The 25,009-nt window shown below is 72.4% G+C and carries 22 protein-coding genes; 16 read left to right on the top strand and 6 right to left on the bottom strand.

Annotated elements, in window-relative coordinates; genetic code table 11:
- Positions 1-32 precede the first annotated feature (32 nt).
- From glgC to AB0M11_RS05555, 4 genes are all read left to right on the top strand, one after another.
- Positions 33-1,253 (top strand): glucose-1-phosphate adenylyltransferase, encoded by a 1,221-nt coding sequence (glgC, locus tag AB0M11_RS05570; RefSeq protein WP_365701663.1) that lies wholly within the window; start codon positions 33-35, stop codon positions 1,251-1,253.
- 178 nt (positions 1,254-1,431) lie between these two features.
- Positions 1,432-3,753, top strand: a complete 2,322-nt coding sequence (locus AB0M11_RS05565) for a GH92 family glycosyl hydrolase (protein WP_365701661.1) — start codon at positions 1,432-1,434, stop codon at positions 3,751-3,753.
- Positions 3,754-3,902: 149 nt separating this feature from the next.
- Positions 3,903-5,231, top strand: coding sequence for a wax ester/triacylglycerol synthase family O-acyltransferase (locus AB0M11_RS05560; protein WP_365701659.1), 1,329 nt, complete (start codon positions 3,903-3,905; stop codon positions 5,229-5,231).
- A 103-nt stretch (positions 5,232-5,334) separates the two neighbouring features.
- Entirely contained in the window at positions 5,335-6,837 is a 1,503-nt protein-coding gene (locus tag AB0M11_RS05555) for an SDR family NAD(P)-dependent oxidoreductase (RefSeq protein WP_365701657.1), read from the top strand.
- A 142-nt stretch (positions 6,838-6,979) separates the two neighbouring features.
- On the opposite strand, the gene AB0M11_RS05550 is transcribed toward AB0M11_RS05555, so the two are convergent.
- Positions 6,980-7,750, bottom strand: coding sequence for an SDR family oxidoreductase (locus tag AB0M11_RS05550; RefSeq protein WP_365701655.1), 771 nt, complete (start codon positions 7,748-7,750; stop codon positions 6,980-6,982).
- 25 nt (positions 7,751-7,775) lie between these two features.
- Positions 7,776-8,153, bottom strand: a complete 378-nt coding sequence (locus AB0M11_RS05545) for a hypothetical protein (RefSeq protein WP_365701653.1) — start codon at positions 8,151-8,153, stop codon at positions 7,776-7,778.
- Between the two features lie 484 nt (positions 8,154-8,637).
- On the opposite strand from AB0M11_RS05545, the gene AB0M11_RS05540 reads away from it, so the two are divergent.
- On the top strand, positions 8,638-8,811 hold the full coding sequence (locus AB0M11_RS05540) for a hypothetical protein (protein WP_365701650.1): 174 nt from the start codon (positions 8,638-8,640) through the stop codon (positions 8,809-8,811).
- 58 nt (positions 8,812-8,869) lie between these two features.
- Entirely contained in the window at positions 8,870-9,352 is a 483-nt protein-coding gene (locus AB0M11_RS05535) for a GNAT family N-acetyltransferase (RefSeq protein WP_365701647.1), read from the top strand.
- Between the two features lie 37 nt (positions 9,353-9,389).
- Here AB0M11_RS05535 and AB0M11_RS05530 read toward each other — a convergent pair whose 3' ends face one another.
- On the bottom strand, positions 9,390-10,733 hold the full coding sequence (locus AB0M11_RS05530) for an amidase family protein (RefSeq protein ID WP_365701645.1): 1,344 nt from the start codon (positions 10,731-10,733) through the stop codon (positions 9,390-9,392).
- A gap of 259 nt (positions 10,734-10,992) precedes the next feature.
- Positions 10,993-11,694 (bottom strand): FadR/GntR family transcriptional regulator, encoded by a 702-nt coding sequence (locus AB0M11_RS05525; RefSeq protein ID WP_365701643.1) that lies wholly within the window; start codon positions 11,692-11,694, stop codon positions 10,993-10,995.
- Between the two features lie 164 nt (positions 11,695-11,858).
- Here AB0M11_RS05525 and AB0M11_RS05520 point away from each other — a divergent pair, with 164 nt between their 5' ends.
- The 8 genes from AB0M11_RS05520 to AB0M11_RS05485 are packed head-to-tail and all read left to right on the top strand — an operon-like array spanning position 11,859 to position 19,584.
- Positions 11,859-12,929 (top strand): sugar ABC transporter substrate-binding protein, encoded by a 1,071-nt coding sequence (locus tag AB0M11_RS05520; RefSeq protein ID WP_365701641.1) that lies wholly within the window; start codon positions 11,859-11,861, stop codon positions 12,927-12,929.
- A complete protein-coding gene (locus tag AB0M11_RS05515; protein WP_365701639.1) occupies positions 12,926-14,443 on the top strand; it encodes a sugar ABC transporter ATP-binding protein in 1,518 nt (505 codons plus the stop codon). Before AB0M11_RS05520 ends, AB0M11_RS05515 begins: the two co-directional genes overlap by 4 nt.
- The gene (locus AB0M11_RS05510) at positions 14,436-15,461 is read left to right on the top strand and encodes an ABC transporter permease (RefSeq protein ID WP_365701637.1); all 1,026 of its coding nucleotides are present in this window, start codon (positions 14,436-14,438) and stop codon (positions 15,459-15,461) included. The genes AB0M11_RS05515 and AB0M11_RS05510 overlap by 8 nt, the downstream gene beginning before the upstream one ends.
- A 38-nt stretch (positions 15,462-15,499) precedes the next feature.
- A complete protein-coding gene (locus tag AB0M11_RS05505) occupies positions 15,500-16,840 on the top strand; it encodes an L-fuconate dehydratase (protein WP_365701634.1) in 1,341 nt (446 codons plus the stop codon).
- Positions 16,837-17,592 carry an SDR family oxidoreductase gene (locus AB0M11_RS05500; RefSeq protein ID WP_365701632.1) on the top strand — a complete coding sequence of 252 codons (756 nt, stop codon included), beginning with the start codon at positions 16,837-16,839 and terminating at the stop codon, positions 17,590-17,592. Before AB0M11_RS05505 ends, AB0M11_RS05500 begins: the two co-directional genes overlap by 4 nt.
- Positions 17,589-18,575 carry an aldo/keto reductase gene (locus tag AB0M11_RS05495; RefSeq protein ID WP_365701630.1) on the top strand — a complete coding sequence of 329 codons (987 nt, stop codon included), beginning with the start codon at positions 17,589-17,591 and terminating at the stop codon, positions 18,573-18,575. The genes AB0M11_RS05500 and AB0M11_RS05495 overlap by 4 nt, the downstream gene beginning before the upstream one ends.
- Positions 18,572-18,763 carry an L-rhamnose mutarotase gene (locus AB0M11_RS05490; protein WP_365701628.1) on the top strand — a complete coding sequence of 64 codons (192 nt, stop codon included), beginning with the start codon at positions 18,572-18,574 and terminating at the stop codon, positions 18,761-18,763. The genes AB0M11_RS05495 and AB0M11_RS05490 overlap by 4 nt, the downstream gene beginning before the upstream one ends.
- Positions 18,760-19,584: an amidohydrolase family protein gene (locus AB0M11_RS05485; RefSeq protein ID WP_365701626.1), complete on the top strand. Its 825-nt coding sequence runs from the start codon at positions 18,760-18,762 to the stop codon at positions 19,582-19,584. Before AB0M11_RS05490 ends, AB0M11_RS05485 begins: the two co-directional genes overlap by 4 nt.
- Here AB0M11_RS05485 and AB0M11_RS05480 read toward each other — a convergent pair.
- Positions 19,572-20,993: a lipase maturation factor family protein gene (locus AB0M11_RS05480; protein ID WP_365701623.1), complete on the bottom strand. Its 1,422-nt coding sequence runs from the start codon at positions 20,991-20,993 to the stop codon at positions 19,572-19,574. The genes AB0M11_RS05485 and AB0M11_RS05480 overlap by 13 nt on opposite strands.
- A 157-nt stretch (positions 20,994-21,150) precedes the next feature.
- Here AB0M11_RS05480 and AB0M11_RS05475 point away from each other — a divergent pair, with 157 nt between their 5' ends.
- On the top strand, positions 21,151-23,238 hold the full coding sequence (locus AB0M11_RS05475) for a SpoIIE family protein phosphatase (RefSeq protein ID WP_365701621.1): 2,088 nt from the start codon (positions 21,151-21,153) through the stop codon (positions 23,236-23,238).
- 131 nt (positions 23,239-23,369) lie between these two features.
- Positions 23,370-24,233: a DNA-formamidopyrimidine glycosylase family protein gene (locus AB0M11_RS05470; RefSeq protein ID WP_365701619.1), complete on the top strand. Its 864-nt coding sequence runs from the start codon at positions 23,370-23,372 to the stop codon at positions 24,231-24,233.
- 7 nt (positions 24,234-24,240) lie between these two features.
- On the opposite strand, the gene AB0M11_RS05465 is transcribed toward AB0M11_RS05470, so the two are convergent.
- Entirely contained in the window at positions 24,241-24,897 is a 657-nt protein-coding gene (locus tag AB0M11_RS05465) for a zf-HC2 domain-containing protein (RefSeq protein WP_365701617.1), read from the bottom strand.
- Positions 24,898-25,009 lie beyond the last annotated feature (112 nt).

Raw genomic sequence — 25,009 nt, 5'->3', positions numbered from 1 at the left:
AGGCATGGAGCACCAGGGTGAGGGGAGCGGCCATGCGTCGTGGTGGACCGTCGGTACTCGGGATCGTGCTCGCCGGTGGGGAGGGCAAGCGCCTGATGCCGCTGACCGCCGACCGTGCCAAACCAGCTGTCACCTTCGGCGGCACCTACCGCCTGGTCGACTTCGTCCTGTCCAACCTGGTCAACGCGGACGTGCTGCGCATCTGCGTGCTGACGCAGTACAAGTCGCACTCGCTGGACCGGCACATCACCACCACCTGGCGGATGTCCAGCCTGCTCGGCAACTACGTCACCCCGGTCCCGGCACAGCAGCGGCTCGGCCCGCGCTGGTACCTGGGCAGCGCCGACGCCCTGCTGCAGTCCCTGAACCTCGTCCACGACGAACAGCCCGACTACGTGGCGGTGTTCGGCGCCGACCACGTCTACCGCATGGACCCGCGCCAGATGCTCCAGCAGCACATCGAGGGCGGCGCGGGCGTCACGGTCGCGGGCATCCGCGTCCCGCGCGCGGAGTCCTCGGCGTTCGGCGTGATCACTCCGGGCTCGGACGGGCAGACGATAGAGACCTTCCTGGAGAAGCCGGCCGATCCGCCGGGCCTGCCGGACGCCCCGGACTGGGTCTTCGCCTCCATGGGCAACTACATCTTCACCACCAAGGCCCTGGTGGAGGCGCTGCACCGGGACGCCGAGGACGACGACTCGGTGCACGACATGGGCGGCTCGATCCTGCCCCAGCTCACCGCCCGCGGCGAGGCCCAACTCTACGACTTCGCCGCCAACCACGTCCCCGGCGAGACCTCCCGCGACCGCGGCTACTGGCGGGATGTCGGCACCCTCGACGCGTACTACGACGCCCACATGGACCTGATCGCCGAGCGGCCCGCGTTCAACCTGTTCAACCGCAGCTGGCCCATCTACACCCACTCGTACCAGCTCTCCCCGGCCCGGTTCAACGCCGGCGGCATGGCGAGCGAGTCCATCATCAGCGCCGGCTGCCTGATCCGCGGGCAGGTCACCCGGTCCGTGCTCTCCCCGGGCGTGCGCGTCGACCCGGGCGCGGTGGTCCAGGGCTCGGTGCTGCACGACAACGTCGTGGTGGGCCGGGGGGCCGTGGTGCGCGGCGCGGTCCTGGACAAGAACGTCGAGGTCCCGCCGGGCGCGACGATAGGCGTCAACCCCGACCGGGACGCGGAGCTGTACACCGTGTCCAAGGGCGGGGTCATCGCGCTCGGGAAGGGGCAGTTGGTCTCCTAGCGCGGGGTGCGGCGGGGCCGCCCCCGACGCGTGTGCGACCGACGCGTGTGCGACCCCGTGGTGCGCGGCGCAACTCGCGCGCGACGCGCGGCGAGTGAAAAACGGTCATTTGCCGGACTTCGCGGCTCTCTCCCCTCACGATGCAGACAGCAATGTCGAGCTTCGGAGGTCATCCGACATGAGAGGGACCCGGCGCACACGGCTGTGCCTCGCCGGGGTGCTGACCGCGTCCGCGCTGGTCAGCGCCCCCGCCGCAGGGGCCGCCGAACCGGCCGACGGCCACCTCACCGAGCTGGTGAACCCCTTCATCGGCAGCCAGGACGAGGGCAACACGTTCCCCGGCGCGGCCGTGCCCTTCGGCATGGTGCAGCTCTCCCCGGACACCGGGCACAGCACCGGCTACGACTACTCCCAGCACCGGATCCGCGGCTTCTCCCTGGTCCACCTCTCCGGCGTCGGCTGCGCCATCGGCGGCGACCTGCCCGTGCTGCCCACCATCGGTGACGTCACGCGGACGGACTACGCCGAGTACGCCGCCGGGTTCGACCACGCCGACGAGGCGGCGAGCCCCGGCTACTACCGGGTCGGCCTCGACTCGGGCGTCACGGCCGAGCTCACCGCGACCGCCCGCACCGGCGTCCAGCGCTACACCTTCCCGGCCACCGGCAAGGCCAACGTCCTGCTCAACGCCGCCCAGGCGCTGCACAAGCCGGTCAGCAGCCAGGTCGAGATCCTCGACGACCACACGGTCCGCACCAGGATCAGCGGCCACGGCTTCTGCCGCGAGACCGCCCCCTACACCGTGTACACGGTCACCCGCTTCAGCCGCCCCTTCACCGCGTACGGCACCTGGCACGGCGCCGCGATCAGCCCCGGCTCCCGCACCGGAGCCGACGGCGCCTACGTCCGCTTCGACACCACCCGGGACCGTACGGTCGAGGCGACCACCGCCCTGTCGTACGTCGACGCGCACGGTGCTGAGGCCAACCTGCGCGCCGAAGGCGGACGTTCGTTCGACGCGGTACGGCGGCAGGCCCGGGACGCGTGGGAGCGGCGGCTCGCCGGCGTGCGCGTGCGGGGCGGCTCCCCGACGCTGCGCCGCACCTTCTACTCGTCCCTGTACCGGACCTTCCTCGCACCCAACGTCGGCGGTGACGCCGACGGCCGCTACACCGGCTGGGACCGCCGGATCCACCGTGCCCAGGGGTTCACCTACTACCAGAACTGGTCCCTGTGGGACACCTACCGCACCCAGACCGAGGCCCTCGCCCTGCTCGCCCCCCGCGAGGCCCGCGACATGGCGCTGTCGGTGCTGAAGATCGACGAGGACGGCGGCTGGCTGCCCAAGTGGGGCTACGGCACGGTCGAGACGAACATCATGACCGGCGACCCGGTCACCCCGTTCCTGACCACCGCCTACCAACTGGGCCTGCTCAAGGGGTACGAGGAGCGGGCCTACCGGGCGCTGCGCAAGAACGCCGACGGCGTGCCGCCGGCCGCCAACGCCGGGGTGGGCCGGGAGGCCAACGCCGAGTACCTCGCCGAGGGGTTCGCGCCCTACCTCAAGGGCCGTCCGCACACCAAGGTGGGCGACTCCGACTACGACCACGGTGCCTCCGTCACCCTGGAGTACGCGCTGTCCGACGCGATGCTCGGGCAGATGGCCCGGGACCTCGGCCACGGCGCGGACGCGGCCCGCTACGCCACCCGGGCGCAGAACTACCGCAACGTCTTCGACCCCTCCACCGGCTTCTTCCGGGCCCGCGACGGCTCCGGTGCCTTCACCGGCGATCCCGACCCGGCCCGCGGCATCGGCTTCCACGAGGGCACCGCCTGGCAGTACCAGTGGCTCGTCCCGCAGGACCTGCCCGGCGTGATCTCCCTCATCGGCGGCGAGCGCGCCGCCAACCGGCGGCTCGACTCGTTCTTCGCCTACGACCGGCTGCTCGCCGACCCGGCCAGGACCGCCCGCGAGGTGTGGGTGCACGGCAACGCGTACGCCTACTACAACGCGGCCGTCTACAACCCGATGAACGAGCCCGACCTGACCGCCCCGTACACCTATCTCTCCACCGGCCAGCCCTGGAAGACCACCGACGTGGTGCACGCGGCGCTCACCCTGTTCACCGACGGTCCCACAGGGATGACCGGCAACGACGACCTCGGCACCATGTCCGCCTGGAACGTCCTGTCGTCCCTCGGCCTCTTCCCGGTGCAGCCCGGCTACGGCACCTGGGGTCTGTCCACGCCGGTCTTCGAGCGGGCCGACGTCCGCCTCGACCGCCGCTTCTGGCCGAGCGGCGGCTTCACGGTGACCGCGCCGGGCACCTCCGCCGACCGCCGGTACATCCGGCGGGCCCGCACCGACGGACGCGACTACAGCCGTACCTATCTGACGACCGGGGCGCTGCGCTCCCTGCGGTCACTGGCGTTCACGGTCGGCCCGCACCCGTCAGAGTGGGGTACGTCACCCGGGTCGGCGCCCCCGCCGCTGAAGTGACCGCAGGTGTCCCATGCGTCCCGTCTCTTTCGGAGGGGACGGGGCTTAATCTGCTGTTAACTGAGCGTAGCGTGGTCGTACTTGACCGTAATCATGAGTCGGCGTTTGACTGCTGATCCACCCTCCGTCGACGCGAGGCACCCCTTTTGATGACTGCGACCGACCTGCTCGCACCTCTCGATCTGGCCTTCTGGAACATCGAGTCGGACCACCACCCGATGCATCTGGGCGCGCTCGGCGTCTTCTCGGCGCACTCGCCGACCGCCGGTGCGCACGCCGCCGACCTGCTCGCGGCACGGGCCGCCGCCGTGCCCGGACTGCGCATGCGGATCCGCGACGTCTGGCAGCCGCTCGCGTTCGGCGGCGCCGCCCGCGAGACCGACCCGGACTTCGACCCCCTCAACCATGTCCGGCTGCACGCCCCGACCTCGGACTTCCAGGGCGTCGCGGGCCGGCTGATGGAGCGCCCGCTGGAACGCGGCCGGCCGCCGTGGGAGGCGCATGTGCTGCCCGGCGAGGACGGCGTGTCCTTCGCGGTGCTCTTCAAGTTCCACCACGCCCTCGCCGACGGGCTGCGCGCCCTCAAGCTGGCCGCCGGCGTCATGGACCCGCTCGACCTGCCCGTGCGCACCCCCCGTTCGATCGAGCCGCCCCGCCCCATGCTCGCGCTGCCCGATGTGCGCAGGCTGCCCGAGCTGGTGCGCGGCGCCCTCTCGGACGTGGGCCGGGCCCTCGACATCGGTGCCTCCGTCGCCCTGTCCGCCCTCGGGGTGAGCTCCTCGGCCGCCCTGAGGTCCCAGCCGACCGGCACCCGCAGCATCGCCGGGGTCGACCTGGACATCGACGACGTGCACCGGGTCCGCAAGGCCGTCGGCGGCACCGTCAACGACGTCCTGATCGCCGTCGTCGCCGGTGCCCTGCGCCGCTGGCTGGACGAGCGCGGCGACTCCACCGAGGGCGTCGCCCCGCGGGCTCTGATCCCCGTCTCCAAGCGCCGTCCGCGCACCGCCACCCCGCAGGGCAACCGGCTCTCCGGGTACCTGATACGGCTTCCGGTCGACAACCCCGACCCGCTCGCCCGCCTCGACCGCGTGCGCACGGCGATGGTCCGCAACAAGGACGCCGGCCCCAACCGGGGCGCCGGTGCCGTCGCGCTGCTCGCCGACCACGTGCCCGCGCTGGGGCACCGGCTCGGCGGGCCGCTGGTCGGCCAGGCCGCCCGGCTCTGGTTCGACATCCTGGTCACCAGCGTGCCGCTGCCCGGCGTCGGCCTGCGGCTGGGCGGTCACCCGCTCACCGCGGTCTACCCGCTGGCCCCGCTCGCGCCCGGCCAGTCCCTGGCCGTCGCCATCTCCACCTATCGCAACCACGTCCACTACGGCCTGGTCGCCGACGCGAGTGCCGTCCCGGACCTGGACGTGCTGGCCCGCGCGGTCACCGACGAGGTGGACTCCCTGGTCGCGGTCTGCGATCCATGATCCGGTCGAGTTTGGAGGGAACGCCCGGCGCTCCGTAAAATTCCTGCTTCGAAAGCGGGCGCGAGTCGGAGCGCCGCTGGTGGACCAGGGAAGCGGCAGTGCGATGACGGTGACACAGGACGGCCCGGCGGCCGAGGACACGGTGGAGGCCGTGGTCCACGGCCCCGGCATCGACCCCGAGCGGCTCGCCGTCTGCCTCAGCGTGCTCGCGGAGCTGGACGAGCTGGAGGTCGACCACCCGGACGCCATCACGGTGCGCCGGGCCACGGCCGGCCTCTACCGCACGGTCAAGCAGCGCCGCCGGCAGGAGCGCCGGGCCGCCAAGACCGCCCACGACAAGGCGGTCACCGAGGCCACCGCGACCGGCTCCGCCCAGCGCATCGACGACGAGACCGAGGGCCTGCTGCCCTCCTCCCGGACCGAGGAGGGCAGGGTCGCCGGGATACTCCAGCGCCCCCGCTCCTGCTACACCTGCAAGACCCGCTACGTCGAGGTCGACTACTTCTACCACCAGCTCTGTCCGGACTGCGCCCGGCTGAACCGCGCCAAGCGCGACGCCCGCGCCGACCTGACCGGCAAGCGCGCCCTGCTCACCGGCGGCCGTGCCAAGATCGGCATGTACATCGCGCTGCGGCTGCTGCGGGACGGCGCCCACACGACGATCACCACCCGTTTCCCGAAGGACGCCATCCGTCGCTTCAAGGCGATGGAGGACTCCGCGGACTGGCTGCACCGCCTGGAGGTCGTCGGCATCGACCTGCGCGACCCGGCCCAGGCCGTCGCGCTCGCGGAGCAGGTCGGTGCGGCGGGCCCGCTCGACATCCTGATCAACAACGCGACCCAGACCGTCCGCCGGCTGCCGTCCGCGTACGCCGCCCTGGTCGAGGGCGAGAGCGCCCCGCTGCCCGCCGGAGAACTCCCCGCCCACCAGGTCATCGGCGCCTTCAACTCGGGTGCCGTCGACGGTCTCGCCGCCCTGCCGCTGGGCACCAGCGGTCTGGACGCCCAGCAGGTCGCCGACCTGGCCCTCGTCGCGGGCAACGCCAGCGTGGCCCGGCACCTCGACGGCACCGCGATCGACGCGGGCGGCCTCGTCCCGGACGTCGTCGACACCAACACCTGGGTGCAGACCATCGACCAGATCTCCCCGGTGGAGCTCCTGGAGACCCAGCTCTGCAACTACACGTCGCCGTTCATCCTGATCAGCGCGCTGCGCCCGGCCATGGCCGCGGCGGCGAGGAAGGCGGCGCGCGGCCGGTCGTACGTCGTCAACGTCTCGGCGATGGAGGGCGTCTTCGGCCGCGGTTACAAGGGCGCCGGGCACCCCAACACCAACGCCGCCAAGGCCGCCATGAACATGGTCACCCGGACCAGCGCGACGGAGATGTTCGAGACCGACGGCATCCTCATGACCTCGGTCGACACCGGCTGGATCACCGACGAGCGGCCGCACTACGACAAGCTGCGCCTCGCCGAGGCCGGCTTCCACGCGCCGCTCGACCTGGTCGACGGCGCGGCCCGGGTCTACGACCCCGTCGTGCGCGGCGAGCAGGGCGAGGACGTGTACGGGGTCTTCCTGAAGGACTACGAGCCCGGCAAGTGGTGAGCCCGGGGGCTGGTCGCGCCCACGCGGCGGAGCCGCGCAGCGCCGCAACACCGCGCCCGCAGGGTGTTGCGCCCGTGGCGTCGAGAGGTGCTGCCGGCCGTGCTCGGGCGGCAGGAACCGCAGACCGGGCCCGCGCGGCGTCCTAGGGTGCCGTGTGCGCCGCCCGTACCCGGGTGCCGCCGTCCACGACCAGGTCCGCTCCCGTCACCCACTCCGCCGCGTCCGAGGCCAGCCACAGCACCGCGCCCGCCACGTCCCGCGGCTCGCCGATGCGTCCCAGCGGCAGCCCGGCCGCGATCTCCCGTTCCCGTGGCTCCCACATGAAGCGGGCCATCTCGGTGCGCACCAGCCCCGGCGAGACCGAGTTCACCCGGACCCGGGGTGCCAGTTCGCCCGCCAGTTGCTGGGTGAGGTGCAGCAGCGCGGCCTTGCTGGTGCCGTACGCGCCCACCTGGGGGCCGACGTGGGCCGCGCCCTCCGTGCAGATGTTGATCACCGAACCGCCGTGCTCCCGCATCCACCCCCGCCACGCGCACTGCGTCAGCCGCAGCGGTGCCTCCACGTTGACGGTGAACGCCTCCCGCCACAGCCCCAGGTCGGCGTCCATCAGCGGGCCGTACGGGCGATTGGTCGCGGCGTTGTTGACGAGGATGTCCAGCCGCCCGAACTCGGTCAGCGCCAGCCGGGTCAGCTCCCGGGCGTGCTCCGGCTCGGCGACGCTGCCGGCCAGGCCGACCCCGCCCAGCTCAGCGGCCGTACGCCGCACCTCGTCCGCGTCCCGCGCGCTCACGCACACCAGCGCGCCGGCCGCCGTGAGCGCCTCGGCGACCGCGCGCCCGATCCCGCGCGTGCCCCCGGTGACGACGGCTGCCCGGCCCCTGAGTCCGTACGCCGGTACGTACGATGACGTCATCGCCGTACCGTCTCATGACGCGCCGTCAGTCAACAGCCCCCAGACGGGAGTTGCGGGCGGCGACCAGCTCCAGGACGGTCCGCCAGTCCTCCAGGACGCCCGCGTCGAAGCTCGCGGTGCGGCTCTCTTCGTGGGCCTGGCGCAGTCGCAGCACGTCGTCCCGGACGGCGGCGCCGTCGCCGCGGACGAGGTGGTAGACGCGTTCCCCGAGCAGGTGGCGTACCGCGTGCGCGGCGCCGTCGGCGGGTCCCAGCAGGTCCTCGATGCCCTGCACCAGGCCCGCGATCTGGAGTTCCTTGTCGGCGGGGCGGCCCCGGCGCAGCAGTGCCGCGGTGCGCAGGGCGCGCAGGTGCCGGCACGCGTACAGCAGATCCATCAGCTCCTCGACGCTGCGCAGCTCCATGCGTCAGTCCTTCCGCGAGACAGCCGTTGTCCTGCGCCATCGGATCATGTCGAGTTTTCGACCCGGCCAACACAACCTGAACTGCGCAGCCTGGGCGGGAAGCGGGGCCCGCCTACTCGAATGCGTGTTCCGGTGGGTGAGGTGAGCGGCCGCGGAATAAATAGGCCATCATGTTATAAACAGGTGCACATCACACCTGCCAAAGTGCGCGGCGACTCGCGATAGTTACACCTTGTTTGCACTCCCTATCGAGCGGACCCTTGCTCATTTGGTTAATCTGTAGGGGACGGACAGCACCAAGGGGTCCCACCCACACCCACGGTCCGTCCCGGGACAAGCCGGTCGACAACGGCCTGCTCTTTTGTGAAGTACCGGCGCCACCGCGTCCGAACCGGCCTTTCATCCAGACCCGAGCGGGCGCCGGGCACCGGAACGCAGACCGTCCGGCACGCCCCGAGGGTGACCGACACATAAGGAGTGCGCGGTGACACCTGAGAAGACGAATCGCGAGCAGCGCCCCAAGGAACGCGCGGAGCGCGCGGGCACCGGGCCCGGACAGCTCGGCAGCCTCGACGTGTGGGCCCGGTCCGCCCCGATCCGCCTCGCGGGTTACGAGGAGGACCTCGCCGAGCCGCACATCCTGCCGAGCGTGGACTGACCGCGGGGCCGGTCCCGTCGCGATCGCCGACGCGCATGGGCGTGCGAGACTCACGCCCATGCTCATCCGAGAAGCCACCGCGGCCGACTGGCCGCAGATCTGGCCCTTCTGGCACCGGATCGTCGCCGCCGCCGAGACGTACACATGGGACCCCGACACCCCCGAGCAGGCGGCCCGCGACCTGTGGATGAGCCCGGCCAAACATGTCTACGCCGCCGAGGACCCCAGCGGAGCCGTGGTCGGCTCCGCCTATCTCACCCCCAACTACGGGGGACCCGCCGCCCGCGTCGCCAACGCGGGCTTCATGGTCGACCCCGACCAGGGCGGCCGGGGCATCGGGCGGGCACTCGCCGAGCACATCCTCGCCGAGGCCCGCGCGCACGGTTACCGGGCGATGGTCTTCAACGCGGTGGTCGAGACCAACCCGGCCGTGGCCCTGTGGACCTCCCTCGGCTTCACGATCCTCGGCACGGTCCCGCGCGCCTTCGACCACCCCGAACACGGACCGGTCGGCCTGCACATCATGTACCGGGCGCTGTGACGCGGCGGAGCCAGGGCCTGCCCTTCCGTAACCCGGCCTAGTCGACCGGCGCCGTCCGCTGCCACGGCCGCAGTGTCTCCAGCTGCCGGGCCACCTCCAGCAGGACAGCCTCCGAGTCCGGCCGGCCCACCAGCTGTACGGCGCAGGGGGCGCCCGAGGGCAGCGTGCCGAACGGAACCGACATCGCGGGCCAGCCGGTGAGGTTCCAGGGCGGAGTGAGGGGCGAGTAGGAGGTGTTGACCAGCAGATTGCGCAACCAGCCGCGCTCGTGCCAGGGGGCCGCCCTGGGGGAGCGGCGGGCCAGGGCCGGGGTGAGCACGACATCGTGCTCGGCGAAGAACGGGGTGAGCCGGGCGCGCAGCCGCTCACGGGATTCGCCGCCTCGCACCGAGCCGAGGAAACGGTGTCCGACGGCCGCGTGCACCCGGGTCCGCCGGGCCAGCAGCGCCGGATCCAGGCCGGCCGCGTCCACCGCCGTCCCCGCGGTCCAGTGCCGGAGGGAGGTGACGCCCAGCGACATCGGATACGGCGGCTCGGCGGGCCGCAGCTGATGCCCGGTGCCGGCCAGCAGTGCGGCCGCCTCCCGCACGGCGTTCGTATACGGCCTGGTCACGCTCACCCCGGCCAGCGGACTGCGCACCGAGACGGCGATCGTGTACGGCGACCGATTCTGAGGGCTCTCGAACTTCTTGTCCGCCAGCACCGAGAGCATCAGCCGGACGTCCTCGACAGTGGTGGCCAGTGGCCCGTTCTCGGACATGCCGAACCAGTCGCCGTTGCCGATACCGGCGGGGACCACCCCGAACCCGGGCTTGATGGTGACCAGGCCGCAGTTGGCCGCCGGGATGCGCAGCGAGCCCATGCCGTCGTTGCCGAGGGCGATCGGCGCCAACCCGGCTGCGACGGCGGCGGCGCTGCCGCCCGAGGAGCCGCCGGCGTTGCGTGCGGTGTCCCACGGGTTGCGGGTGATGCCGTGCACGCCCTCGGTGGTGCCGAAGACGCACAGCTCGGGCACGTTCGTCAGCCCGATGACCACCGCGCCCGCCGCCCGCAGCCGTGCCACCGTGACGTGGTCCGCGTCGGCCGGGGCGTCCGGCGTCGCGGCGGAACCGTCCAGGTGAGCCTCGCCGCGCACCGCCAGATTGTCCTTCACCGCCACCGGCACTCCGGCCAGGGGGAGTTCGGCGAGGTCCGCACGGGCCGCGACCTCGTCCGCCTCCGCGAGCGCCGCGTCCGCCCGGACCTTGCGGAACGCGCCGATCCGGCCGTCCAGCCGGGCGATCCGCTCCAGATGCCCGGCGACCACCTCCCGGGGGGTGACCCGCTTCTCGCGCACGGCGGCGGCTGTCTCGGCGGCGGTCCGGCCGGCCCAGTCGGTCACGGGCGCTCCTCGGGGTGCGGAATGGCGGCTTACTCATCGGTACGACATGGCACTCTGCCCGGCCGCGGGCTCCGCGTCGAGACCACGGCGCGGTTCGAGGTGCGTGCCGATGACGACCGCAGCCTGGTCGAAGCCCGCCTCAGGCGCGTTCCGAGGCGGCCCGGACGCGGGGTGACGCTGCGCTTGGCGCCCCTTCAGGGGCGCTGGGGAGGAACTGCGTGCTCAGCCCCCACGCACCCCGCACCCGGGACACAACGGCCTACCCCCTCAGCTGCGCGCGCAGCCACTCCTCCACCTCACCCACGTGCGCGGCCGCCGCGGCTCTCGCCGCCTCCGGATCCCGGGCGACGAGGGCACGGTGAATCGCCGCATGTTCCCGCCGCGTCCGATCGAACGCCCCCTCCTCCTCGTACCCCCGCCACACCCGGGCCCGGAACGTCCGCGACGACAGTCCCTCCAGGATCGCGGCCATCGTCTCGTTCCCCGCGGCCCCCGCGATCACCCGGTGGAACGCCAGGTCGTGCGCCAGGATCTCCTCGGGGTCGTCCGTCGCGTTCATCGCCGCCAGATGCTTCTCCACCTCGGCCAGCTGGTCGGCCGTGATCCGCGCCGCCGCCAGCGCCGTGGCCGTCGACTCCAGGATCCGCCGCACCTGCAGCAGCTCCACCAGCTGCGGCCCGCGGGACAGGTCGGCGACCACGCCGAACGTCTCCAGCAGGTCACCCGCCTCCAGCTGGGTGACGTAGATGCCGGAGCCGTGCCGGGCCTCCAGGACGCCCAGGACCGTCAGCGCGCGGATCGCCTCGCGCATGGAGCTGCGGGACATGCCCAGCTGGGCGGCGAGATCCCGCTCCGTCGGCAGCCGTTGGCCCGGCTCCAGACGGCCCTCCGCGATCATCGCCTTGATGCGCTCTATGGCGCGCTGCGTAACCGTTCCCTTCTGGGGCGCCGTCTCGTCCACACTGCTCCTCCTGTCGCCGGTGCGCCGCAGTCTAACCAGTGAGGTGGTCCGACCACTATGGCTCGCTCGGCGGGAAATTCCCGCCTGCGGGGTGTTGAAGGGGTCGAGTGGTCTGATAAGTATGCGGGCATCTGCTCGAACACGCTCGATGAGGAGCTGCCCAGATGCCCGGCAGAACACTGACGAAGCGGAACAGGTCCCGGATCCTCGGCGCGACGGCCGTGGCCGTCGGAGCCTCGCTCGCGCTCGCCGCCTGCGGTAGTACGAAGGACACCGGCAGCGACAGCGCGGGCGGAGGCGGAACCGGCAAGGTCGGGGTGGTCCTGCCTCTGCTGACCTCGCCGTTCTGGCAGTCGTACAACGACTACGTGCCCAAGATGGCGAAGTCCGAAGGCGTGGACGCGCTGAAGACGGTCAACTCGAACAGCGACCCCTCGCAGCAGATCACCGACATCAACAACGAGCTCAACCAGGGCGTCAAGGGCCTGGTCGTGGCTCCGCTGGACAGTGCGGCCATCGAGGCGGGCCTGGACCAGGCCGAGCGCAAGGGGGTGCCGGTCGTCGCCGTGGACGTGGCGCCCGACAAGGGCAAGGTCGCCATGGTGGTGCGCGCCGACAACGTCGCCTACGGCACCAAGGCCTGCGACTATCTCGGGCAGCACGTCACCAGCGGCAAGGTCGTCCAGATCATGGGCGACCTGGCCTCGGTCAACGGCCGGGACCGCTCCGAGGCGTTCCGCTCCTGCGTGAAGAAGAAGTACCCGAAGCTCAAGGTCCTGGAGATCCCCGCCAAGTGGGAGTCCGACACGGCCGCCTCCCAGCTGGGCACCCTGCTCAACGCCAACCCCGACATCAAGGGCATCTACATGCAGGCCGGCGGCGTCTACCTCGCCCCGACGCTGCAGACCCTGAAGTCCAAGGGCATGCTGAAGACCGCCGGGCAGAGCGGGCACATAGTGATCGTCTCCAACGACGGCATCCCGCAGGAGTTCGACGCCATCCGCAAGGGCCAGATCGACGCCACCGTCTCCCAGCCCGCCGACGCCTACGCCAAGTACGGCATGTACTACATCAAGGCGGCGATGGAGGGGAAGACCTTCCAGCCGGGCCCGACCGACCACGACTCCACGATCGTCAAGCTGCCCAACGGCATCCTGGAGGACCAGCTGCCCGCGCCCCTGGTCACCAAGGACAACGTGGACGACCCGAAGCTGTGGGGCAACACCGTCAAATGAGTACTCCACTTGTCGAGGCGCGGGGCGTCGTCAAGCGGTACGGCCCCACCGTCGCCCTCGCCGACGGGCGGCTGACCGTCCTGCCGGGCGAGTCCCACGCCCTCGTCGGCCGCAACGGCGCCGGGAAGTCCACCCTGGTCAACGTCCTCACCGGTCTGCAGGCCCCGGACGAGGGCACGGTCCGCTTCGATGGCGAACCCGCGCCCCCGCTCGCCGACCGGGACGCCTGGCGGCGCAAGGTCGCCTGCGTGTACCAGAAGCCCACGGTCGTCCCGGAGCTGACGGTCGCCGAGAACCTCTTCATCAACCGGCAGCCGCTGCGGCGGGGGCTCATCAGCTGGCGGCGGCTGCGCGCCGAGGCGGCCGAACTCCTCGGCACCTGGGACGTCCGGGTCGACCCCGAGGCGCGCACCGCCGACCTCAAGGTCGAGGACCGCCAGATGCTCGAGATCGCGCGGGCACTGAGCTTCGGCGCCCGGTTCATCGTCCTCGACGAGCCGACCGCCCAGCTCGACAACCGGGAGATCGAGCGGCTGTTCGGCCGGATGCGGGCGCTCCAGGACTCGGGTGTGACCTTCCTGTTCATCTCGCACCACCTCCAGGAGGTGTACGAGGTCTGCCAGACCGTCACCGTCCTGCGTGACGCGCGCTGGATCACCACCGCCGCCGTCGCCGACCTGCCCAGGGCCGCCCTGGTGGAGGCGATGGCGGGGGAGGCCCTCACCGGGGGGCAGCACCAGGCGGCCCGGGACGCGGTGCCCGCCGGGGCACCCGTCGTCCTCAGCACCAGCGGGCTCACCTCCGAGGCGTACGACGGCATCGACCTCACCGTCCGCAGCGGCGAGGTCGTCGGCCTCGCCGGGACCAGCGGCAGCGGCAAGATCGAACTCGCCGAGACCATCGCGGGGCTGCGCACCCCGACCGGCGGGAGCGCTCAACTGCTGGCGCAACAGCTGCCGTTCGGTGATGTGCGGGCCGCGCTCAGGGCCGGCGTCGGCTTCGTGCCCCGCGACCGGCACGACCAGGGACTCGTGGCCGGCATGAGCATCGGCGACAACGCCACCATGTCCGTCCTCGACCGGCTGGGCCGCGGCGGGTTCGTCGGCACCGACCGCAGGCGCGGCTTCGCCACCGGCCTCATCGAACGCCTGGACATCCACGCCGAGGGCCCCGACCAACCCGTCTCCGACCTGTCCGGCGGCAACGCGCAGAAGGTCGTCATGGCCCGCGCCCTCGCCTCCGACCCCCGGCTGCTGGTCCTGGTCAACCCCACCGCGGGCGTAGACGTGAAGTCCAAGGAGTCGCTGCTGGCCCGCGTGGACAGCGCCCGCGAGGACGGCACCGCCGTGCTGGTCGTCTCCGACGAACTCGACGACCTGCGCCGCTGCGACCGCGTCCTCGTCCTCTTCCACGGCCGGATCGTCGCCGAACATCCGGCCGGCTGGCACGACCACGAGCTGATCGCCTCCATAGAAGGAGTGGACTCCATGCCCGAAGGAGTGGACCATGGCTGAGACCAAGGCCCCGCCGCTCACCCCGGTGCGCTCCCCCAACCCGCGCGCGGCCCGTACCGTCGTCCTGCGCCGGGCCCGTGAACTCGCCCTCGTCCCCGCCCTGTTGCTGCTGATGGTGCTCGGCGCGGTGGTCAACGACTCGTTCCTCACCGAGCGCAACCTGATCTCCATCCTCGGTGCCTCCGCCGCCCTCGCGATGGTGGTGCTCGCCGAGTCGCTGGTCCTGATCACCGGCAAGTTCGACCTCTCCCTGGAGTCGGTCGTCGGCATCGCGCCCGCGGTCGGCGCCCTCCTCGTCCTGCCGTCGGCCGAGTCCGGCTGGGGCACTGAGTTCCCCGCCGCCCTGGCCATGGCCGCGATCCTGGTCGTCGGGGCGGCGGTCGGCGCCTTCAACGGCATCCTGGTCGTGAAGTTCAAGCTCAACGCGTTCATCGTGACGCTGGCGATGCTCATCGTGCTGCGCGGTGTGCTGGTGGGCGCCACCAAGGGCAAGACCCTGTTCGGGATGCCCGACAGCTTCTTCACCCTGGCCACCACCACCTTCCTGAACGTCCCGCTCTCGGTGTGGCTCGCCGCGGTTGCCTTCGCGATCACCGGGCTGGTGCTGAAGTACCACCGGGTCGGCCGCGCCCTGTACGCCATCGGCGGCAACGCCGACGCGGCCCGTGCCGCCGGTATCCGCGTCGACCGGGTGATGCTCGGGGTGTTCGTGGTGGCCGGTGCCCTCGCCTCGGTCGGCGGGATCATGCAGACCGGGTACGTGGGCGCGATCAGCGCCAACCAGGGCAACAACATGATCTTCACGGTGTTCGCGGCGGCGGTGATCGGCGGCATCAGCCTGGACGGGGGAAAAGGCACCATGTTCGGCGCCCTGACCGGCGTGCTCCTGCTGGGTGTCGTGCAGAACCTGCTCACCCTGGCGCAGGTGCCGTCGTTCTGGATCCAGGCCATCTACGGCGGCATCATCCTCGTCGCCCTCATGATCGCGCGTGTCACCACGGGGCGGGCCCAGGACTGACCGGCCCGCGTCCGACTCCTCCTGAAGAAAGGCCATCCGTGTCCCCGAGTCCGGCCCGCGTGACCGCGGTCGACACCTACGACATCCGCTTCCCCACCTCGCGCGAACTGGACGGCTCCGACGCGATGAACCCGGACCCCGACTACTCGGCGGCCTACGTGGTGCTGCGCACCGACGCGGCCGACGGGCACGAGGGGCACGGGTTCACCTTCACCATCGGGCGGGGCAACGACGTCCAGGTCGCCGCGATCGACGCGCTGCGCGGCCATGTGCTCGGCCGCCCGGTCGACGAGATCTGCGACGACCCCGGAACCCTCTTCCAGGATCTGATCGGCGACAGCCAGCTGCGCTGGCTCGGCCCCGAGAAGGGCGTGATGCACATGGCGATCGGCGCGGTGATCAACGCCGTCTGGGACCTCGCCGCCCGCCGCGCCGGAAAGCCGCTCTGGCAGCTGCTCGCCGATGCCGAACCCGAGTGGATCGTCCGCCAGATCGACTTCCGCTACCTCACCGACGCCCTCACCCCCGAGGAGGCCCTGGCCATCCTGCGCCGGGGCCGCGCGGGCGCCGGGGAGCGCCGGGTCCGGCTGCTGGAGCGCGGCTTCCCCGCCTACACCACCTCCGCAGGCTGGCTCGGCTACGACGACGAGAAACTCACCCGGCTCGCCGCCCAGGCGGTCGCCGACGGCTTCCGGCAGATCAAGCTGAAGGTCGGCGCCGACCTGGCGGACGACGTCCGGCGCTGCCGCGTGGCCCGCGCGGTCGTCGGCCCGGACATCCGCATGGCCGTCGACGCCAACCAGCGCTGGAACGTCGACGAGGCGATCCGCTGGACCAACGCCCTCGCCGAGTTCGACCCGTACTGGATCGAGGAGCCCACCAGCCCGGACGACATCCTCGGCCACGCGGCCATCCGCCGGGCGGTCGCCCCGGTCAAGGTCGCCACCGGCGAACACGTCCAGAACCGGATCGTCTTCAAGCAGCTGCTGCAGGCCGGCGCCCTCGACATCGTCCAGATCGACGCGGCCCGGGTGGCCGGGGTCAACGAGAACCTCGCCATCCTGCTGCTGGCCGCGAAGTTCGGCCTCCCCGTCTGCCCGCACGCGGGCGGCGTCGGACTGTGCGAACTCGTCCAGCACCTCTCCATGTTCGACTACCTGGCCGTCTCCGGCACCACCGAGGACCGGGTCATCGAGTACGTCGACCACCTGCACGAGCACTTCCTCGACCCGGTGGTGATCCGCGAGGGTCACTACACGGCACCCACCGCACCGGGCTTCTCGGCCGCCATGCGACCGGAGTCCGTCGCGGGGTACAGCTACCCCGGCGGCACCTTCTGGGCCGCCGACCCCGAAACGCAGAAGGGACAGGCGGCATGACCGACTTCGAGGGCCTGAGGGCCCTGGTCACCGGAGGCGCCTCCGGAATCGGGCGGGCCACCGCCGAACTCCTCGCCGAGCGTGGCGCCCAGGTCGCCGTCCTCGACCTCGACCCGTCCTCCGTCGACAAACCGCTGCTCGGCTTCCGGGCCGACGTCACCGACGACGCGTCCGTGCGGGCGGCGGTGGCGAGCGCGGCGGAGGCGCTCGGCGGCCTCGACGTCCTGGTCAACAACGCCGGCATCGGCGCCCAGGGCACCATCGAGGACAACGACGACGACGAATGGCACCGCGTCTTCGACGTCAACGTCCTCGGCATGGTCCGCACCGCCCGCGCCGCTCTCCCGCACCTGCGCCGCTCCCCGCAGGCGGCGATCGTCAACACCTGCTCCATCGCCGCCACCGCGGGCCTGCCGCAGCGCGCCCTGTACAGCGCCACCAAGGGCGCCGTGTACTCCCTCACCCTGGCCATGGCCGCCGACCACCTGCGCGAGGGCGTCCGCGTCAACTGCGTCAACCCCGGTACGGCGGACACCCCGTGGATCGGCCGCCTGCTGGACAGGGCCGCCGACCCGGCCGCCGAACGTGCCGCCCTGGAAGCCCGCCAGCCCTCCGGCCGCCTGGTCTCCGTCGCCGAGGTCGCCGGCGCCATCGCCTACCTGGCGAGCCCGCTGTCCGGCGCCACCACCGGCACCTCGCTCGCCGTCGACGGCGGCTTGCAGGGCCTCCGGCTGCGGCCGGTGGGCCAGTGAACCCCCTCGGCCGCAGCGGCGTCCAGGTCAGCCCGCTGGGCCTCGGCGCCGCCGTGATCGGCAACCTCTACACCGAACTCTCCGACCAGCAGGCGTACGACACGGTCACCGCCGCCTGGCAGCAGGGCATCCGCTACTTCGACACCGCCCCGCACTACGGCCTGGGGCTGTCGGAACGGCGGCTCGGCGAGGCACTGCGGCCCTACGACCGGGACGCGTACACCCTCTCCACCAAGGTCGGCCGCCGGCTGGAGCCGGGGCCCGGCGACGGCGACGACCTCGCCCACGGCTTCGCCGTGCCCGACACCCACCGGCGGGTCTGGGACTTCACCGCCGACGGCATCCGCCGCACCCTGGAGGCCAGCCTGGAGCGGCTCGGCCTCGACCGGGTCGACGTCGTGTACCTGCACGACCCCGACGACCACGCAGAACAGGCCTTCCGCGAGGGCTACCCGGCCCTGGAACGGCTCCGTGCCGAGGGCGTCGTCGGCGCGATCGGCGCCGGCATGAACCAGACCGCCATGCTCACCCGGTTCGTCCGGGACACCGACGTCGACGTGGTGCTGTGCGCCGGCCGCTACACCCTGCTCGACCAGAGCGCCCTCAGCGACCTGCTCCCGGCGGCCGAGGAGCGCGGCGTCTCGGTGGTGATCGGCGGTGCCTTCAACTCCGGCCTGCTGGCCGACCCGAGAGCCGACGCCACCTACGACTACGCCCGGGTCTCCGACGACCTGCTGTCCCGCGCCCTGCGCCTCAAGGCGCTCGCGGAGCGGCACGGCACCACGCTGCGCGCCGCCGCCCTCGCCTTCTGCGCGGCCCACCCCGCCGTGGCGGGCGTCCTGGTCGGCGCCCGCTCGGCGGACGAGGTCACGGACGGCGCACGGCAGTTCGCCACCCCTGTCCCCGCCGCCTTCTGGCAGGAGCTGCGCGCCGGCGCCCTGCTGCCCGCCGACGCTCCCGTACCCCCTCAGGACCCGTCATGAGAGTCGCCCTGCACACCAAGGTGCACCCGGACCGCATCGCCGCGTACGAGGCCGCGCACCGCGAGGTCCCCGTCGAACTCACCGACGCCATCCGCGCCGCCGGCGCCACCTCCTGGACCAACGTCGTCCACGACTACTCCGAGGCGGATTCGGGGGTCGGCCTGCCGGTGGTGTGGGAGCTGCCGTGACCGTGGACGCCCACCACCACGTCTGGGACCTGTCGGTACGGGACCAGGACTGGATCCCCGAGGACAGCCCGCTCCGGCGCGACTTCACGGTCGCCGACCTCGCCCCCGAGGCGCGGGCGGCGGGAGTCACCCGGACGGTCCTCGTCCAGACCGTCACCGTCCCCGGGGAGACGCCCGAGTTCCTCGCCCTCGCCGACCGCCACGAACTCGTCGCCGCGGTCGTCGGCTGGACCGACCTGACCCGCCCGGACATCGCCGACGAACTGGCCCGCCTGCGCGAACTCCCCGGCGGTCCCTACCTGAAAGGCATCCGCCACCAGGTCCAGGGCGAACCCGACCCGCGGTGGCTGCTGCGCCCGGACGTCGCCCGGGGCCTGGCCGCGCTCGCGGACGCGGGTCTGGTCTACGACCTCGTCGTCCTGGCCCACCAGCTCCCGGCCGCCGCCGAGGCCGCCGCGAACCACCCCGGACTCACCTTCGTCCTGGACCATCTGGGCAAGCCCCCCATCGCCGCCGGCGCCCTGGAACCCTGGGCCGGCGCGGTCCGCGCCCTCGCCGCGCTGCCCAACACCGTCTGCAAGCTCTCCGGCATGGTCACCGAGGCCGACCCCGCCTCCTGGACCGTCGACGACCTGCGCCCGTACGCCGAGACGGTGCTGGACGCCTTCGGCCCGGATCGCCTGATGTTCGGCTCGGACTGGCCGGTGTGCACCCTGGCCGGGACCTACGGCGAGGTCTTCGACGCGGCGACCCGGCTGGTCGCCCCGGCCGACCGCACCGCTGTCTTCGAGACCACCGCCACCCGCGTCTACGGCCTCTGAGCCGTCCCGGCCAGCCGCGTCGGCGGCAGGTACTCGCGCACGTACGTCCGCTCCCAGCACGCGCCCGTCTCCCGCAGCTCCCGCCAGGTGGTGTAGCGGTAGCGGAAGAGGCGGGCGCGGACGAAGCGCGGGGGCTCGTCGGGCGGGAAGGGGGAGCGGCGCAGCAGCCGCAACGTGTCGCGGTCGTTCTCCAGGAGGCGCTCCACCAGGCCGCCGAACCAGTCGCCGGCGTAGGCGGGGGAGAGGGCGGCGAACCACATCAGCCAGTCCAGGCGGAGGTGGTAGGGCGCGAACTGGCGCGGCCAGCGCCGGGGATCGCCCGGCTTGCCCCGGAACTCGTACTCCCGCCAGTCCGAGTCCTCGCGCGGTGTGCCGTCCAGCGTGCCCTCGACCACCACCTCGTAGCGGATCCGGCTGACGCTGCCGAACGCGCCGTAGGTGTTGACCAGGTGCAGCGGGTCGAAGGAGCGGTTCATGACCTGGCGGCGGGAGACCATGTTCACCACCGGGCGGTAGCTCAGGAAGAGGAGCAGCGCGGTCACGGCGAGGACGACCACCTCGTACCAGAGCGGGACGGGCGGTGCGGCCCGGCGCTCGGTGGGGAACCGGACCGCCGACAGGGCCAGGACGATGGTGATCCAGTTCAGCCAGGAGAAGTTGCCGGAGACCACCAGCCACAGTTGGGTGAGGATCATGAGGGACGCGGCCGCCGTCGCGATCGGCTGCGGGGTGAACAGCAGGACCGGCACCACCAGCTGGGTCAGGTGGTTCGCGGCCACCTCCGCCTTGTGCACCGGCCCGGGGAGGTGGTGGAAGAACCAGCTCAGCGGGCCCGGCATCGGCTGCGTCTCGTGGTGGTAGTGCAGGCAGGTCAGCTTGCGCCAGCAGGCGTCCCCGCGCATCTTGATCAGGCCCGCCCCGAACTCCACCCGGAACAGGATCCAGCGCAGCAGGAAGAGCACGAGGACCGGCGGGGCCACCTCGTCGTTGCCCAGGAACACGGCCAGGAAGCCGACTTCCAGGAGCAGGGACTCCCAGCCGAACGCGTACCACGTCTGGCCGACGTTGACGATCGAGAGGTACAGCGCCCAGGGGATCAGCCACAGCAGCATCGCGGCCCACAGCGGGAGTTCGGCGTCCGCTCCGGCCAGCAGGGCCGCCGACACCGCGCAGCCCGCCCAGGCGCAGCCCGCGAAGAAGCGGTCCGAGTAGTGCAGGTGGAACAGGCTCGGCGCCCGGCGGAACGGGGCCCGTGCCACGAAGCGCGGGATCGGCAGCATCCCGCGCTCGCCCAGCAGGGCCCGGAACTGCAGCGCCGCCGCCAGGAACGCGCAGAGGTACACGCCCGCCAGGGCCCGCTGGAAGACCAGCCGGCTCAGCCAGTACCCGGGTGCGGTGAACCAGTCCACGGTCGTGCGCTCCTGCCTGTCTCCATGGTGCGGCCCCGGTGCGGCGCGGGCCTCGTCACCCTGTGTACCGCGCCTCCCCGGTTGCGTAACCCGGGCGAGTGAAGCGGATAAACATGGACAAATTGCCCGGCCGGGGTTCCCCTGGCATGGTGGCCCCATGGCTGATCGGGGAGCGAGCGCTCCGTCACTCCCGGACGACTGGCCCGCCCACCCGGACCACCCGATCCTGGCGCTCAACCGCATGGGCACCTTCGACTGGGACCTCGACGCCGGCCTGTTCCACATGGACGCCCAGGCGTACGAGGTGTTCGACCTGACCCCCGAGGAGTACGACGGCCGCCCCGAGAACCTCGCCGCGCGGGTTCCCCCGGCCGAGTCCAGCAGGCTGGACGCGGTGGTGTCCCGGGCCATCAAGGACGGCAGCGAGAACTACGGGGCGTACTTCCGCATCCGGTGCCGGGACGGCACCTCCCGCTGGACCCACACCCAGGGCTACATCCGGCGCGACGGGACCGGACGCCCGCGCCGGGTCGTCGGCATCGTCCGGGACGCCACCCAGGAGCTGGAGGACAGCGAGGCCCGCAGTCTGCGCGACGCCCAGGGGCAGGCGCTGCGCCGGCAGACCGGCGTCGTCCAGGCCGTCACCGCCGCCCTCGCCCACGCCAGCAGCGTCCAGGAGGTCATCGACGTCCTCAAGGACACCCACGGCATCCCCAACCTGGGCGCGACCAGTCTGGTGATGGGCCTGGTCGAGGCCGGCCGGATCCGGCTGGTCGCCGAGGGGCCGGCCGGCAGCTTCGTGCCCGGCACCCGGATCACCCGGATCGACGAGCCGTACCCGATGAGCGAGGTGGTGCGGACCCTCAGCCCGTGCTTCATCGAGTCACCGGAGGCGTTCGCCGAGGGCTACCCCGTCCTGTGGCCGCACATCACCAGCCTGCACATCACCTCGGCCGCCTACCTGCCCCTGATCGCCCAGGCCCGCCCGATCGGCGCCATGGGCCTGCTCTACAGCGACCGGCTCGGCTTCTCCGCGGAGGAACGAGCCGTCCTGGTCGCCCTGGGCAGCAGCATCGCGCAGAGCCTGCAGCGGGCCATGCTCTTCGAACAGGAGAAGGACCTCGCCCAGGGCCTCCAGCAGGCGATGCTGCCGCGCACCATCCCCAGCGTCCCCGGCGCCGACGTCGCCGTCCGCTACCGCTCCGCGAGCGCCGGCGGCTCCCTGGGCCGGGACATCGGCGGCGACTGGTACGACCTGATCCCGCTGCCCGGCGGCCGGGTCGGCGCGGTCATCGGCGACGTCCAGGGCCACGACACGCACGCGGCGGCCGTCATGGGCCAGCTGCGCATCGTGCTGCGCGCCTACGCCGCCGAGGGCCACGCCCCGGCCACCGTGATGGCCCGCGCCTCCGTCTTCCTGGACGAGCTCGACACCGACCGCTTCGCCACCTGCCTGTACGCCGAGGCCGACCTGGCCACCGGGGTCGTCCAGGTGGTCCGCGCCGGGCACATCGACCCGCTGGTCCGCGCCGCCGACGGCGACTGCCGCCGGGTGCCCGTCGAGGGCGGCCTGCCGCTCGGCCTGTCCGCCGAGTTCGGCAGCCTCGAATACCCGGTGTCCACCCTGGAGCTCGACCCCGGCGAGACCCTGCTGCTGTGCACGGACGGCCTCGTGGAACAGCCCGGCAAGGACCTGGGCGACGGGATCCAGGCCCTGATCGAGCAGGTCGCCTCGGGCCCCGAGGACGTGCGCGCGCTCGCCGACCGGCTGATCGAGATCGCCGACGAACGCGGCGGTGACGACGACGTGGCCCTGCTCCTGCTGCGCCGCCGCGGCTCGGACACCGCGCAGGCCGTCGGCCGCCTCCAGCAGCACGTGGCCTCCGGCGACCCCGAGGCGCTCGCCCTGGCCCGGCACATGGTCCGCGCCGCCGTCCTCGCCTGGGGCGCCCAGGACCGCGCCGACGAGATCGAGCTGGTCGCCGACGAGCTGATCACCAACGCGCTGATGCACACCGAGGGGCCCGCGATCGTCACCCTCAGGGTCCTCGGCGGCGGCGAGCGCCGGCTGCGCGTCGAGGTGGAGGACTCCTCCAGCGCCCTGCCGCGCCGCCGCGAGGCGGGCGAGGACGGGGTCTCCGGACGGGGGCTGCTGCTCGTCGACCGGATCTCCGACGTGTGGGGTGTGGAGGCGCGCGGCGGCGGCAAGGCGGTCTGGTGCGAGTTCCGCATGGGCGCCCCGTAAGGGGCGCGGGGCTGGGACATGTGCGGCTCCGCCGCGTGGGCGCGACCAGCCCCCACCGGACCGCAGCCGTAGGACGACCCGACGCGGCACTTCAGGCGCTGCGTCCGGGCCACCGGTGGCACCCTGGACGCATGCCCGAACTGCCCGAGGTCGAAGCGCTCAAGGAGTTCCTGACCGAGCACCTGGTCGGCCACCAGGTCGTGCGCGTGCTGCCGGTCGCCGTCAGCGTCCTGAAGACGTACGACCCGCCGGTCGGCGCCTTCGAGGGCAGCGAGGTCGTCGCCGTCCACCGGCACGGCAAGTTCCTGGACGTCGAGGGCGACCGCGGACTGCGGTTCGTGACCCATCTGGCCCGCGCGGGCTGGCTCCAGTGGAAGGACCGGCTGCCCGACGGGCTCCCCCGGCCCGGAAAGGGCCCCTTGGCGCTGCGGGCGGCGCTGGAGACCGGTGCGGGCTTCGACCTCACCGAGGCCGGCACGCAGAAGAAGCTGGCCGTGTACATCGTCCACGACCCGCGGGACGTCCCCGGGATCGCCCGGCTCGGCCCCGACCCGCTCGCCGCCGACTTCGACGAGGCCCGCCTGACGGCCCTGCTGGCGGACGAGCGACGGCAGCTGAAGGGCGCCCTGCGCGACCAGAGCCTGATCGCCGGGGTGGGCAACGCCTACAGCGACGAGATCCTGCACGCGGCGAGGATGTCCCCGTTCAAACGGGCCGCGTCCCTGACCCCCGAGGAGGCGCACCGGCTGTACGAGGCGCTGCGCACCACCCTCACCGAAGCGGTGGAGCGCTCCCACGGCCTGGCGGCGGGGCGGCTCAAGGCCGAGAAGAAGAGCGGGCTGCGGGTGCACGGCCGGACCGGCGAGCCCTGCCCGGTCTGCGGCGACACCATCCGCGAGGTCTCCTTCAGCGACTCCTCGCTGCAGTACTGCCCGACCTGCCAGACCGGCGGCAAGCCGCTCGCGGACCGCCGGATGTCCCGGCTGCTGCGGTGACCGGCGCTCACTTGGGATCCAGAGTGACCAGCAACTGCCCGTCGGAGTTGCGCACCTCGTAGCGGTCGATCTCGTCCGGGTGCATCGAGGAGCCGCCCGTCATGGTGCTCACCCGGGCGTCGTGGCTGCGCTCCGCCCAGGTGGTCACGATCTGCTCCGAGCCGTCGTCGCCGACCGCGACCAGGCGGCAGGAGCGCGCTCCGTCCGAGTCCTTCACCTGCAGCTCGATGGTGCTGCCCGAGTCCGTGGCCTGCGACGTCACCTGCGCCCAGATGCCCGAGCGTGCGTCGGTGGCCGCGGTGACCTGTACGGCCGGCGGGGCGTCGTGACCGACGTAGGCGACGATGCCGGAGCCGGCGACCGCGAGGACCACCGAGGCGGCCAGGCCGTACAGCAGCCGCCGGCGCTTGGCCCGGTGCCGGGTCGCGACCTCGGCGAGCAGCCGGTCGAGCAGCCGGGGGCCGGGCTGCGCCATGGGGTGCACGAAGCGCGGCGTGGCCCGGCGGTACAGCATCAACTGCCGCGCGGCGGGGCCGAACTCGGTCACGTGTGCCGTGCAGCTGGGGCACTCCATGAGATGGTCCTCGAAGCGGAAGGCCTCCGCCTCGTCCAGCACGCCGAGCGCGTACGCGCCGACGTCGCGATGCCTTTCCAGGGACCTCATGCCGAATCCTCGTGCCGATGGGTGCGGGTGGGGGTTACTCGTTGTTCCTTGCTCCCACCCGTACGCAGTCGGCAGCCGTTTCACTCAAGCCACGTACAGAATCGTAATCAAC

It is taken from the genome of Streptomyces sp. NPDC051987 (genome assembly GCF_040680735.1).
Classification (GTDB): domain Bacteria; phylum Actinomycetota; class Actinomycetes; order Streptomycetales; family Streptomycetaceae; genus Streptomyces.
Note: the sequence above shows the minus strand (reverse complement) of the source record. Positions and strands in the feature narration are given on the sequence as shown.

What these genes read in the sequence shown, in the direction of transcription:
- AB0M11_RS05500 (WP_365701632.1), top strand. Translation starts at nt 16,837, where the DNA reads ATGACCGACTTCGAGGGCCTGAGGGCCCTGGTCACCGGAGGCGCCTCC.
- AB0M11_RS05475 (WP_365701621.1), top strand. Translation starts at nt 21,151, where the DNA reads ATGGCTGATCGGGGAGCGAGCGCTCCGTCACTCCCGGACGACTGGCCC.
- AB0M11_RS05515 (WP_365701639.1), top strand. Translation starts at nt 12,926, where the DNA reads ATGAGTACTCCACTTGTCGAGGCGCGGGGCGTCGTCAAGCGGTACGGC.
- AB0M11_RS05555 (WP_365701657.1), top strand. Translation starts at nt 5,335, where the DNA reads ATGACGGTGACACAGGACGGCCCGGCGGCCGAGGACACGGTGGAGGCC.
- AB0M11_RS05520 (WP_365701641.1), top strand. Translation starts at nt 11,859, where the DNA reads ATGCCCGGCAGAACACTGACGAAGCGGAACAGGTCCCGGATCCTCGGC.
- AB0M11_RS05535 (WP_365701647.1), top strand. Translation starts at nt 8,870, where the DNA reads ATGCTCATCCGAGAAGCCACCGCGGCCGACTGGCCGCAGATCTGGCCC.
- glgC (WP_365701663.1), top strand. Translation starts at nt 33, where the DNA reads ATGCGTCGTGGTGGACCGTCGGTACTCGGGATCGTGCTCGCCGGTGGG.
- AB0M11_RS05545 (WP_365701653.1), bottom strand. Translation starts at nt 8,153, where the DNA reads ATGGAGCTGCGCAGCGTCGAGGAGCTGATGGATCTGCTGTACGCGTGC.
- AB0M11_RS05490 (WP_365701628.1), top strand. Translation starts at nt 18,572, where the DNA reads ATGAGAGTCGCCCTGCACACCAAGGTGCACCCGGACCGCATCGCCGCG.
- AB0M11_RS05470 (WP_365701619.1), top strand. Translation starts at nt 23,370, where the DNA reads ATGCCCGAACTGCCCGAGGTCGAAGCGCTCAAGGAGTTCCTGACCGAG.
- AB0M11_RS05565 (WP_365701661.1), top strand. Translation starts at nt 1,432, where the DNA reads ATGAGAGGGACCCGGCGCACACGGCTGTGCCTCGCCGGGGTGCTGACC.
- AB0M11_RS05510 (WP_365701637.1), top strand. Translation starts at nt 14,436, where the DNA reads ATGGCTGAGACCAAGGCCCCGCCGCTCACCCCGGTGCGCTCCCCCAAC.
- AB0M11_RS05465 (WP_365701617.1), bottom strand. Translation starts at nt 24,897, where the DNA reads ATGAGGTCCCTGGAAAGGCATCGCGACGTCGGCGCGTACGCGCTCGGC.
- AB0M11_RS05560 (WP_365701659.1), top strand. Translation starts at nt 3,903, where the DNA reads ATGACTGCGACCGACCTGCTCGCACCTCTCGATCTGGCCTTCTGGAAC.
- AB0M11_RS05550 (WP_365701655.1), bottom strand. Translation starts at nt 7,750, where the DNA reads ATGACGTCATCGTACGTACCGGCGTACGGACTCAGGGGCCGGGCAGCC.